General features: G+C 35.8%; 10 protein-coding genes and 1 pseudogene. 5 read left to right on the forward strand and 6 right to left on the reverse strand.

What is annotated here, in order from left to right; genetic code table 11:
- Nucleotides 1-794: 794 nt before the first annotated feature.
- From hemC to AAGD90_RS02640, 5 genes are all read left to right on the forward strand, one after another.
- On the forward strand, nucleotides 795-1,673 hold the full coding sequence (gene hemC, locus AAGD90_RS02620) for a hydroxymethylbilane synthase (protein ID WP_341822168.1): 879 nt from the start codon (nucleotides 795-797) through the stop codon (nucleotides 1,671-1,673).
- A complete protein-coding gene (gene murB, locus AAGD90_RS02625; RefSeq protein ID WP_253303484.1) occupies nucleotides 1,664-2,551 on the forward strand; it encodes a UDP-N-acetylmuramate dehydrogenase in 888 nt (295 codons plus the stop codon). The genes hemC and murB overlap by 10 nt, the downstream gene beginning before the upstream one ends.
- A gap of 261 nt (nucleotides 2,552-2,812) precedes the next feature.
- Nucleotides 2,813-3,672 (forward strand): IS630 family transposase gene (locus AAGD90_RS02630; RefSeq protein WP_156518142.1). Its coding sequence is split into 2 segments (ribosomal slippage): nucleotides 2,813-3,137 and nucleotides 3,137-3,672, totalling 861 coding nucleotides; the frame shifts between segments, so codons are not numbered across the junction.
- The gene (locus tag AAGD90_RS02635) at nucleotides 3,669-4,298 is read left to right on the forward strand and encodes a group II intron maturase-specific domain-containing protein (protein ID WP_341822086.1); all 630 of its coding nucleotides are present in this window, start codon (nucleotides 3,669-3,671) and stop codon (nucleotides 4,296-4,298) included. The genes AAGD90_RS02630 and AAGD90_RS02635 overlap by 4 nt, the downstream gene beginning before the upstream one ends.
- A complete protein-coding gene (locus AAGD90_RS02640) occupies nucleotides 4,295-5,056 on the forward strand; it encodes an Rpn family recombination-promoting nuclease/putative transposase (protein WP_341822087.1) in 762 nt (253 codons plus the stop codon). Before AAGD90_RS02635 ends, AAGD90_RS02640 begins: the two co-directional genes overlap by 4 nt.
- 4 nt (nucleotides 5,057-5,060) lie before the next feature.
- Here the strand turns inward: AAGD90_RS02640 and AAGD90_RS02645 are convergent, their stop codons facing one another.
- From AAGD90_RS02645 to AAGD90_RS02665, 6 genes and pseudogenes are all read right to left on the reverse strand, one after another.
- Entirely contained in the window at nucleotides 5,061-5,255 is a 195-nt protein-coding gene (locus AAGD90_RS02645) for a hypothetical protein (RefSeq protein WP_341822088.1), read from the reverse strand.
- A 72-nt stretch (nucleotides 5,256-5,327) separates the two neighbouring features.
- A complete protein-coding gene (locus AAGD90_RS02650; protein ID WP_341822089.1) occupies nucleotides 5,328-8,948 on the reverse strand; it encodes an ankyrin repeat domain-containing protein in 3,621 nt (1,206 codons plus the stop codon).
- Between the two features lie 66 nt (nucleotides 8,949-9,014).
- A pseudogene (locus AAGD90_RS07180) lies at nucleotides 9,015-9,155 on the reverse strand (ankyrin repeat domain-containing protein); the annotation flags it as partial.
- Nucleotides 9,121-10,071: an IS481 family transposase gene (locus tag AAGD90_RS02655; RefSeq protein ID WP_338482200.1), complete on the reverse strand. Its 951-nt coding sequence runs from the start codon at nucleotides 10,069-10,071 to the stop codon at nucleotides 9,121-9,123. The pseudogene AAGD90_RS07180 and the gene AAGD90_RS02655, both read right to left, overlap by 35 nt.
- An 82-nt stretch (nucleotides 10,072-10,153) precedes the next feature.
- A protein-coding gene (locus AAGD90_RS02660) for an IS5-like element ISWpi1 family transposase (RefSeq protein ID WP_341822030.1) occupies nucleotides 10,154-10,986 on the reverse strand; the annotation gives its coding sequence in 2 pieces (ribosomal slippage) (nucleotides 10,154-10,617 and nucleotides 10,617-10,986; 834 coding nt in all).
- Nucleotides 10,987-11,072: 86 nt separating this feature from the next.
- A protein-coding gene (locus tag AAGD90_RS02665; protein ID WP_341821644.1) for an IS5-like element ISWpi1 family transposase occupies nucleotides 11,073-11,905 on the reverse strand; the annotation gives its coding sequence in 2 pieces (ribosomal slippage) (nucleotides 11,073-11,536 and nucleotides 11,536-11,905; 834 coding nt in all).
- Nucleotides 11,906-11,907: the final 2 nt, after the last annotated feature.

Here is an 11,907-nt window from a genome sequence, read left to right on the forward strand (position 1 = left end):
TTGCCATCCTCCCTATCATGAAACTGAAGCTATTTATTTATCTTCGCAATCTGTGCAGGTTAATGACAAAAAACTTAGGGTATTTGGCGTCTCATGTTTAATTTTTCGCACTACGTGCATCGCATGTCTTTAAAAATTTTTAGGTTTTTACCTATATAAGCCGAAACGCGCTTACAAAGCGTTTAAGACAGCAAAAAACGTCAAATTGACAAGGGAGAATTTGAATGCTAGCTACTACGGGGTTTCTTTGCCTTTTTTCCTGCTTAGTAAATTTCTTAAACACTTGCGGTGTAGGTTAGTTGCAAGTTAAAAGCAGCTAAATCGCTCTTAATCAAGCGTTTTAGAATAAAAAAAACGCCGATATTTTAGTACATAGTAAATAGCCAACCACCACGGGGCTTCTTTTGCCTTTTTTTTCGCTTGGTAAATTTTTTAATATTTATAGCTAAACGACAACCGTCATCCCGCTGCTTGTTAGCGGGATCTAGAGATACCGCGAATGAATCGCGGTATGACGGTTAAATAATTCGTCATCCCGCTACGTGTTAGCGGGATCTAGAGATACCGTGACGGTATGACGGTTCGCGGTGGTATGACGATAAGGTTTATACCTTGTCATGCAAGTACTAGAATCCAGTAAGCTTATTTATGCATATAAAAGGTTATTATTTTGTAAAGTCAAAGTTGCTTTTGGTTTTAAGTTAAAGTACAATAAATGCAAAGGTTTATATAATGAATTAAACTGGATCCAAGTAGTCAGCTACTTGAATGACATCAGACAAACAATCGTACACATGCTAGTCAAAATAGGTACCAGAGGAAGCAAGCTTGCAGTTGCCCAGGCTTTGGAAGCAAAACAAAAGTTGCTGGATTCTTTTCCTAACTTATCTATTGAAATTGTTAAAATAAAAACTTCTGGAGATAAGTATGCAAACGCAAATCTTGCTGAAATAGGAGGCAAAGGATTATTCATTAAAGGAATTGAGACTGAATTGCTCGAAAATAATATAGACATGGCAGTTCATTCGCTAAAAGATATGCCTGCGTTTTTCTCAGGGGGTTTAATAATTCCTTGTGTTTTAGAAAGGCTAAGTTCATGCGATGCGTTTATTTCTCATAAACACAATAGCCTTGAGTCTTTGCCACAGCAGGCTACTATTGCCACTTCTTCAATAAGAAGAAAAGTTCAGTTGTTAAATGTTAGACCAGATTTAAATATAGTACCGCTACGTGGAAATGTAACAACCAGATTGCAAAATCAAAGTTTTGATGGAATAATTCTAGCTGAAGCAGGACTCATAAGATTAGAAAAACATCACTTGATTACAGAGGTATTGCCACCAAAAGTTATGTTAAGTGCAGTGGGGCAGGGGGCGGTTTGTATTCAATGTAGAAGGAATGATGTAAAAATTATCGATCTTTTAGAGAAAATTAATAATAATATGTCTTTTATAGGAGTGAAATCAGAGCGCAGTTTTGTGAAGACAGTGAATGGTTCATGTTTTACACCACTTGCAGCTTTGGCTGAATATGTGAGCGAAAATATGCTACACCTTCGTTGTATGTTAGCAAGTGGAAAAAATATATACTTCACTGAGCGCACTTCATTTATAGAAGATGCGGAGAAAATGGGTATGGATGCAGGATTAGAGTTGAAATCAAAATGCTTATAAGCTTACCTAAAGTACGTGGAATCTATCGTTATGATGTCTTAATGTCTAAAGCGACGTGGTTAAATGTTGGTGGACGAGCTGATGTATTATTTAAACCATGTGATATTGAAGATTTAACATACTTGATTAAAAATACTGAACTGCCAGTTAGCGTTATTGGTGCAACATCCAACATAATAGTGCGAGATAGTGGCATTCGAGGAATAACAGTAAAATTAGGTAAGGAGTTTGCATATATTAAAAGTAAGGGTAACAACTCTATTGTAGCTGGGGGAGCTGTGCTGCTCAGCAACCTTGCTCACTTTGCGGGAAATCAGCAGATTAGTGGGTTGGAGTTTCTAGTTGGAATTCCAGGAACAGTTGGTGGCGGAATAGAAATGAATGCAGGTGCATATGGTAGTGATATCGCAAGTGTTGTACAATCCATAAAAGCAGTGAATCTAGAGGATGGAAACCTATATGAGTTCTCCAGCGAAGAAATGGGGTATTTTTACCGTGGACATAGCCTAAAAGGAAATTGGATTTTTGTTGAAGCTGAGTTTAAAGGGGTAAACTCAGAGTATGAGCTTATACTGCAAAGGTTAAAGGAAGTTATTGAGAGGAAAAATAAAAGCCAGCCAATAAGAGGAAAAACTGCTGGGTGCATATTCAAAAATCCAAAAAACTACCGAGCATGGGAGTTAATTGATAAATCTGGCTGCCTAGGGTTAAATATTGGTGGAGCTAGAATCTCTAAGAAACATTGTAACTTCTTGCTCAATTATGATAATGCAACTGCATCTGACTTGGAAAACCTTGGCAACAAAGTAAAAGATGCAGTAAAGGATAAATTTAATGTTGAACTTGAGTGGGAAATAAGGGTTTTGGGTAGCTATTAGATAGTTTTTATAGCTTATGTATATTCGTTCAGGAGAACGGCAAATAAGGTAAACAAGTAATCTAAAAAAATAATCATAGAGAAACCGTGAGGTAATGTGGTTAATCTTGTAGAACTTTGCAAGAATCTAGAGAGAAAAATAGCAAAGTTATACCAATTCTCATTATTAGTGAATCAAATAAGCGATATTGTAGAGTTATAGCTCTTTCCACAGAAGTCCGGATATGATAAGATTAAGGATAGATGGCGATAAGGAGGTTGGATGCCGGCAGCATATAGTTATGATTTAAGAAAAAAAGCAATGGAAGCACTAGACGAAGGGGAAAGCAGAGAAGCAGTGGCAGCAAGATTTAAAATTGGACGAACTACTTTGTGGGAGTGGCAGCAAAGAAAAAAAGAAACAGGCGACTTTCAGTCAAAAAAACTCGGTAATGGAGGTTACAATCAGAAAATTATCGACTGGAATAAGTTTATCGAATTTGCTAAAAAACACGGTAGAAAAACTCTGTCGGAAATGGCTAAACTTTGGGGCAACGTTAGTATCCAAACGATCCACCGAGCTCTCAGAAAAATTGGATTTACGCGCAAAAAAAGACATATGGATACAAGGAAAGGAACGAAGAAAAACGTGCTGAATTCTTAAAAATTATAGCAACAAAAGAACCAGAAAACTTAGTGTATATAGATGAGTCTGGGATTGATAACACGGAGGACTATCCATATGGGTATTGCCAGAAAGGACAGCGATTTTATGCCCTAAAATCTGGAAAAAAAACTCAACGAATCAGCATGGTTGCAGCCTTAAGTAGAAGAAAGATAGTTGCTCCATTAACATTTGAAGGCCACTGTAATATGGATATTTTTAATGGATGGTTTGAGCAATTTTTGGCACCGATCTTAGAACCTGGACAAACTGTCATTCTTGATAATGCTACTTTTCATAAGTCTGATAAGCTTATCAAGCTCGCTAAAGGAGTCGGTGCAGAAATTTTGTATCTGCCGCCTTATTCTCCAGATTTTAACAAAATTGAGCATCATTGGTTTGCTATAAAAAACAGAGCCAGGAAAAACATTCCTCTATTCGAATCCTTTCGTCGTGCTGTTGATTCTGCCTTCCTATGACCTATTCGGACTATTATGAGAAATGCTATACATCTATCACAACAGGGTTTGACTTTCTTGGTTGTAATGTACGTAGATATAATAAGAAGTTAATTATTAAACCTTCGAAAGAAAGTATTAAAAGACTTCTTAATAAAGCACGTACATTGATAAAAGCAAATATAGCGAACACTCAGGCTATAGTAATTAAGTCACTCAACTCTCTACTGAGAGGATGGGGAAATTACTATCACCATGTGTGTGCTAAAAAAGCGTTTAGAAAGATCGACAATGAAATTTGGCATAGTTTATGGAAATGGGCAAAGAAAAGACATCCTCGTAAAGGATTACGTTGGATAAAGAATCGTTACTTCAAAGTAATGGGTCAACGCCAATGGGTTTTTGCTGCACCCCTATGCAAGAACAAACCAAAAGAGATACGGTATTTAAGACTGCTTAAGCTGATTGATATACCTATCAGACGACATGTTAAAATCAGAGCGGATGCAAATCCCCTTGACTTAAAATGGAAAAAGTATTTTGATGAGAGAGTGAAACGAACAAGAATGTTAGCAAGCTCTTTCTCAAGAGAAGGTTCTCTACTGTTGGTGTCACCATTAAGAATGATGTTTCCTGAGGAATCATGAAGGACAAGCCGGTTCTAGAAAAGAAGAACTTAGATAAGGGGCTCAAGCGTAGTGTTGGGAAACCTGCATGCTGCGTTTCTAAGGGAGGGGGTAGTAGTAATACTGCTTCCTTACCTGACCAGTTTACTAAGACCAAAGGCTTCGAAAAGCGTGCTCAATATTATGCTGCTAAAGCCTACTCAAGTCAAGCTGATCAAGGTGATGATTATCATAACCTTAAAGAAATTATCTTTATTGCTATTGCTGATTGTATTATTTTTCCAGATAAGTCTGAGTACAAATCTAATCATGTCATTTTAGATCAAAATAGCTTTGAACATGACTTAAAGGATTTTTACTTCGTATTCATAGAACTACCAAAATTTACAAAGACCAAAGAAGACCAACTAGAAAATATAGTAGAAAAATGGTGTTACTTTTTTCGCTATGCAGGAGAAACAAGGGAAGAGGATCTAGATAAGATAGTTGGTAGTGACGTAATAATAAAACGAGCTTATGAAGAGATGAATAAGTTTAATTGGTCAGAAGAAGAGTTACTAGCATATGAACAAATGAAAAAACGCATAATGGATGAGGTAGCTGCTTTAGCTCAAAAATTTGATGAGGGTCTTAAAGTAGGTCACGAAAAAGGTAGACAAGAAGAAAAAATCGAAGTTGCAAAAAACCTACTTAATGCTGGCATTTCTATTGATGTTATTTCCCAGACAACTGGCCTTCCTCAGGCTGACATTACACAACTTAAGGAAGAAACTTTTTAGTCTACTACCTTCTTCCAGCGACTAATTCTCTGGCATTGCCCGCAATTAATACATCATCTAACCTAGTTCTAGGTCCAGATAAACCTAAGCTTTGCGGTTCTTTTATATTATCCATTTTTAGTACGTTATTTTCATTATGTAGCATTTGGTGTATTGATTGATTTAGTGATACATCTAGCTTGTTATTAAATGTAGCCATAAACTTTTCAAATTTCTTCGGACTTAATTTACCAGCTTCTCTACTAGGACATGCCTTCTCTATATATGAGCTTCAAACCCCTGAAATCTCATTAAATTTACCACTCATGACTTTTCTAGTAATCTCTTTTTGCATTCCCATATAATCAATATTTAATCGATGCATTGATACACCACTTTTTAATCCAGCTTGCTCTACTACTTTCTCAAATCCCTTTGTAATATTGAGTGCATAGCCCTGTGCTTCTAGTGGAGATATAGACTGATCTACTGTAGAAATGTACTTCTGACCTGTAGCTTTTCTAATGAGCATGTCAAGTAACATTATTGTACCATTTACATCGATTGGTGCACTAATTTGTGAGATTGAACTTTGAGTGAATGTTTTCTCAGGTAAAGCAGCTCTAGAACCTAATAACCCACCTATAGAGCTCTTTACCCAACCAAATAAATCATTTATCCATGAAGATGGTCTTGTGCCACTACTTGCTGCTATCTCAGGTTGATTACTTGAATCTACAGAAAGGAATTTATGTGATGAGTGATTATGATTGCGACTATGATCTCCATGGTGATGACGGCGTCTGCGTTGTACAGGCTTTTCTCTTTCTTGATTAAGTTTTTCTTCTAAATATTTTACAATGTTACTATGTCCTCTGCCTCTAGCAATATCTAGTGGTGTCCTATCAGCTTCACATTTAGCATTAATATTGGCCCCTTTATCTATCAGGTACTTCACCATATCCAAATGACCGCTCCAAGAAGCCCAGTGCAGTGGTGTATGACCTTGTTTATCAGCACTATTAACTATTATCCCTTTATCGAGAAGAAACTCTATAATATTCCTGTGATCGTTTATAACAGCAAAATGTATAGGCTTTCTGCCAAGAATATCCTCAGCATTAACATTAGCTCCCTTACTAGTAAGAAACTTAGCAACATCTAAATGACCTTTCAATGTAGCCCAATGTAGTAATGTACACCCATATTTATCAGTAGCGTTTACATCAACATCTCTCTCAACAAGAAACTTGACCATGTTCAAGTTACCACTCCAAGCATAATAATATGCACCATGCCTATCTTTGCTCACATCCTGAGCAATAAGACCTTTAATTTTTTCAAGATAATTACCTTCTACAGTAGTCAATAATTCTTTATCTAAGTGTGCCTGCATTAAAACTCTTTTTGCATCTGAATTAAAACCAGAACCATCTAGAGGTGTTTTACCATTGTTATCTTTAGCATTAATATCAGCATTATTGCTTATAAGGCACTTCATTGCATCTAAGCGATTGAACCATGAAGTAAGGTGTAGAGGAGTTTTACCATACTGGTCTCTAGCGTTAATATCAACACCTTTATTTATAAGGTATTCTGCCATATCTGAGTAATTATAAATAGAAGCAAAATGTAATAACGTCCAGCCATAACTATCTTTAGTTTCTAAGCTAGTACCTTGACTTACAAGATTTTTGACTTTAATAAGATTATTTTCCAGTACAGCAATCAACAACTCATTATATTTTTTATATAGGCCTGATTGCGCTTGCTTTAAAATTTCTACTATATCTGTGTAACCTTTTTGATCAGCAATATCTAGAGGTGTTTTTCCATCTTTGTCTTTAATATTAACAAGATTAGCTCCTCTACCTATAAGATACTTTGCTACATCTAAGTGACCATTCCAAGAAGCCCAATGTAGTGGTGTCCAACCACTATTATCCTTAATGCTAGCATCAATTTTCTCCTCATCTACAAAATATTTTACTATATCCAGCTTACCGTTGGAAGCAGCGCAGTGTAGAGGAGTTTTACCACTATTATCTTTGACTTCTAAACTACTTTTTTCACCTGCAACGAGATATTCTACTACATCTAACTTACCTCCATAAGCAGCACAATGCATAAGAGTCCGGCCATCAATATACTTAGCACCTAAGCTAGCTCCTTGACCTACAAGACTTCTAATTTCATCAAGATTACCATATTGTGCTGCAATCAATAATTCTTTATCTAGTTGCACTTGTTTTAAATACCTTTCTACATCATCGTGTTTTTGATCAGTAGCGGCATCTAGCGGTGTTATGCCACCTTTATCTTGAATGTAAATATCAGCTCCCTTATCTATAAGGTACTTTACCATGTCTAAATGACCATTCCAAGAGGCATAGTATAGAGGAGTGCGACCATCTCTATCAGTATCATCAATGCTCATTCCTTTGCTGAGGAAAAATTCTATAATGTCTTTGTTATTATTTTCAGCAGCAACATGTATGGGTTTCCTGCCAAAAATGTTCTCAACGTTAATATTAGCACCCTTTTCTATTAAAAAGTTAGCAACTTCTAAGTAACCTCTCCATGCAGCAAAATGTAGCGGTGTCCAACCATTTTTGTCAGACTCATTAACATCAACACCTTTCCCAATAAGGTACTTTAGTATATCCAAATTACCACTATAAGAAGCATCACATATAGAGGGACCACAACGATGATCTTTACCCTCTAAACTAACACCATTTTCAACAAGGTATTTAAATATACCAAAGTGACCTTTTAATACAGCATTGCGCGAAGGAGTGTTACCATCTCTGTCTTTAGTATTAACATCAGCTCCTCGATTGACAGAATCTTTTACTTTGCTCATATCTCCAACTTTTGCAGCATCTAGCAATTCTTGATCTAATTCTTCTCTAGCATTACTGACAATATCTCTAACTTTTCTTACAGTAGACCCACAATCTTCAATTATCCACATCCCTTGCAGAACCTGACCTCCTGGAATCCAAGTAAATACTCTACGCCTATCATTGTCATATTTAGCATAATCAGCAGCATATAAATGTTCTTTAAGCTTAACATTCATTATAGAACAGTTGTTACCATCAGGTTTAATCATCCACACATCTCGTGCAACTCTTCCCCCTGAAATCCAAGTAAATACCATTCGTCTATCATTATCATAATTAAAATAGTTACTAGCAGCATACAAGTTTTCATTAAATGCAACATTCACTATATAAAAATTGTTACCATCAGGTTTAATCTTCCACCTAAACTTATCATTTTCTTCATTCTTTGGAGTCCAAGTAAATGCCATTCGTCTGTCATTATCATAATTGAAACATTTGTTAGCAGCATATAAATATTCATCCTGATAAACGTTCTTTATACATACTTTTGAAGCAAATATTGCATTCCTTACTGATTTTGGTAATCTATTTTCTAGCTTTTCAAGGCTAGATCTTGTTTCTAAAGGAACTTTAGGATAATACTTCATCTCCATTGCTTCTTTAATGTAAGAAGCTAACTTAAATATTGCATTATCATTTAGATCACCACTCTTTTGCATTGCATCAAATACAGCTATGTAACCTGAAATCAGCTGACCAATATAACCATGACTGCGTACACAGCTTAATATTTTTTTCGTATCTACTCTTCCATATGCATCATCTACAACTTCTTTAATTATATTATCAAATAAGTTTTTATCAAAATTATAAATTCTATTAGTAAGTTCAGTGGTCGAAGCACTACAATTACTCGATATATTACCATCCAGCTTTCTCTTTGCTTTACTTTTTATTGAATATCTTAACTCTTCTATAAAAGACTTTGCCCACTTTTTTACATTAGATGAAGCATCTACTTGATTTATAATTTCCTTCCTTATACTCTCAATCTTTCCCATCATCTTATCTGGGTCATTACTTTCAGACTCGATATCAACACTCTTATTAAGGAAGAATTTGACCATATCTAGATTACCATTGCAAGCAGCTACACGTAGAGGTGTTCTACCATTATTATCTTCAGCAATAATATTAGCACCTTTATCAACAAGAAGCTTAGCTATATTTAACTTAGATGTATGGTCCCAGAGTGTGATGGTGTGGATTTAGTATAAATAATTCTGGAGACTGTGTCCACTGATAACATATAAATTCATAAGGAGTAAGACCCTTAAGAGTTTTGAGTCTCTTTGCATAATTATAAGCCATAACAAAGTTATAAAGGTGTTCTTTAAGTTGCTGGTGCGATTGATAGTAATACTTCTTAACTGTAGCATCCTTTAAAGTTTTATTCATACGCTCGACTTGCCCATTCGTCCAAGGATGGCTAACTTTTGTCAAACGATGTTCAATAACATTCTCTTCGCAAACTCTATCAAATATATGTTGGAAAGCATACTTATGACGCTTCTGGTTTGTAAATTGTATACCGTTATCTGTCAAAATAGTATGGATTTTATACGGTAAAATTCTAATCAAATTACGTAAGAACTCAGCAGCTATGGGTTTTGTAGCACTGTTACACAACTCAACATAGGTAAATTTGGATGTCCTATCAATAGCAACAAACAAATGTAATTTGCCCTCCTCAGTTCTAACTTCAGCAATATCAATATGAAAGTAACCGATAGGATATTGTTTGAATTTCTTTTTTGACTTAACTTCTCCATCAACAGTTGGTAATCTGCTAATGTTGTGTCTTTGTAAACAACGATGCAAGCTAGAGCGAGTCAAATGCGGAATTGTAGACTGCAGAGCGTAAAGGCAATCATCTAGTGGCAGTAGTGTATACTTGCGAAATGTAACTATTATAGCTTCCTCTTCTAGCGTTAAAACAGTTGATCTTGGATGCTTTGGACCCATATCAGCATCTTTCGTAAATGAACGTTTTCTCCACTTAATAATAGTTTTTGGATTAAGGTTATAATGCTTGGAGAGTTTTGCTATGCTCTCTTTTCTATTTTGTATTGCTCTACGAATCGTCTGTGTTGTTTTGGCGCACCCATGTAATATCTGTCCCATAATGACTCCTTAAATGATGATGATAGTATACCATCACTCTCTGGGACCATACATCTTAGAGGTTGTCGGGAAACTAGTAAATTCAAGCATATTCCCTCTTTAACATAACCCTACTCATAGCTAGGTATATGAAATTCTCAGTGGATGTTGTGAGTAAATCATACTCCTTCGATAGCCTTCTATTCCTATTAACCCAAGCAAAAGTCCTTTCTACAACCCATCTTCTTGGCTGTACTTTAAACCCTTGTTCTCTTGTTGGTAGTAGCTCAGGTGGCGTATCTTTGTGCACCCAAAATCTACATGGAGGCCTTTTAACAATTTCAATATCTATGTCATATTCTTCCTTTATGTGATTCTTTAAATTTCTTCCTTGGTATCCCATGTCAGCCCACATTTTTTTAACTTTAGTATATTTTGTTCTCATATTGTTTAATGCTATTTTAATACCATCTCTATCATTTTCGTTAGCAGCGCCTACGTAACAACCTAGTATAAAACCCTGAGTGTCTGTAATTATATGCCTTTTTCTACCCTTTACTTTTTTACTTCCATCATAGCCTTTGATCCCCCCTTTTCTGTAGCCTTTACAGATTGACTATCTACTATACAGGCACTCGGCTGCTCATTCCTTCCTATTTTTCTTCTACTATATTTTGTAATTTCATAATTCATTTTCTCAAAAATTCCCTGCTTCTTCCATTGCCTGAACTGCTCATACACAGTCTTCCATAGCGGAAAATCATTTGGTAAATACCGCCATTGACACCCTGTACGCAATACATAGAAAATTGCTTCTAATATTTCTTTTTTGCTATACTTTGGCGGCCTTCCTCCTTTCTTGTATGATACTCTGAAGTGTTTTTCTATTCTTGCCCATTCCCTTTCGCTTAGATCTGTTGGATACTTTTTTCTCATCTTTACCCCGTACTAAAATTTCAGATATTATAGCCTTTTACTTGTTTCCCGACAACCTCTTAGAGGTTGTCGGGAAACTAGTAAATTCAAGCATATTCCCTCTTTAACATAACCCTACTCATAGCTAGGTATATGAAATTCTCAGTGGATGTTGTGAGTAAATCATACTCCTTCGATAGCCTTCTATTCCTATTAACCCAAGCAAAAGTCCTTTCTACAACCCATCTTCTTGGCTGTACTTTAAACCCTTGTTCTCTTGTTGGTAGTAGCTCAGGTGGCGTATCTTTGTGCACCCAAAATCTACATGGAGGCCTTTTAACAATTTCAATATCTATGTCATATTCTTCCTTTATGTGATTCTTTAAATTTCTTCCTTGGTATCCCATGTCAGCCCACATTTTTTTAACTTTAGTATATTTTGTTCTCATATTGTTTAATGCTATTTTAATACCATCTCTATCATTTTCGTTAGCAGCGCCTACGTAACAACCTAGTATAAAACCCTGAGTGTCTGTAATTATATGCCTTTTTCTACCCTTTACTTTTTTACTTCCATCATAGCCTTTGATCCCCCCTTTTCTGTAGTCTTTACAGATTGACTATCTACTATACAGGCACTCGGCTGCTCATTCCTTCCTATTTTTCTTCTACTATATTTTGTAATTTCATAATTCATTTTCTCAAAAATTCCCTGCTTCTTCCATTGCCTGAACTGCTCATACACAGTCTTCCATAGCGGAAAATCATTTGGTAAATACCGCCATTGACACCCTGTACGCAATACATAGAAAATTGCTTCTAATATTTCTTTTTTGCTATACTTTTGCGGCCTTCCTCCTTTCTTGTATGATACTCTGAAGTGTTTTTCTATTCTTGCCCATTCCCTTTCGCTTAGATCTGTTGGATACTTTTTTCTCATCT

This window comes from Wolbachia endosymbiont (group A) of Ischnus inquisitorius (genome assembly GCF_964026985.1).
GTDB classification, from domain to species: Bacteria; Pseudomonadota; Alphaproteobacteria; order Rickettsiales; family Anaplasmataceae; genus Wolbachia; species Wolbachia pipientis.

What these genes read in the sequence shown, in the direction of transcription:
- hemC (WP_341822168.1), top strand. Translation starts at nt 795, where the DNA reads ATGCTAGTCAAAATAGGTACCAGAGGAAGCAAGCTTGCAGTTGCCCAG.
- murB (WP_253303484.1), top strand. Translation starts at nt 1,664, where the DNA reads ATGCTTATAAGCTTACCTAAAGTACGTGGAATCTATCGTTATGATGTC.
- AAGD90_RS02635 (WP_341822086.1), top strand. Translation starts at nt 3,669, where the DNA reads ATGACCTATTCGGACTATTATGAGAAATGCTATACATCTATCACAACA.
- AAGD90_RS02640 (WP_341822087.1), top strand. Translation starts at nt 4,295, where the DNA reads ATGAAGGACAAGCCGGTTCTAGAAAAGAAGAACTTAGATAAGGGGCTC.
- AAGD90_RS02645 (WP_341822088.1), bottom strand. Translation starts at nt 5,255, where the DNA reads ATGGCTACATTTAATAACAAGCTAGATGTATCACTAAATCAATCAATA.
- AAGD90_RS02650 (WP_341822089.1), bottom strand. Translation starts at nt 8,948, where the DNA reads ATGGGAAAGATTGAGAGTATAAGGAAGGAAATTATAAATCAAGTAGAT.
- AAGD90_RS02655 (WP_338482200.1), bottom strand. Translation starts at nt 10,071, where the DNA reads ATGGGACAGATATTACATGGGTGCGCCAAAACAACACAGACGATTCGT.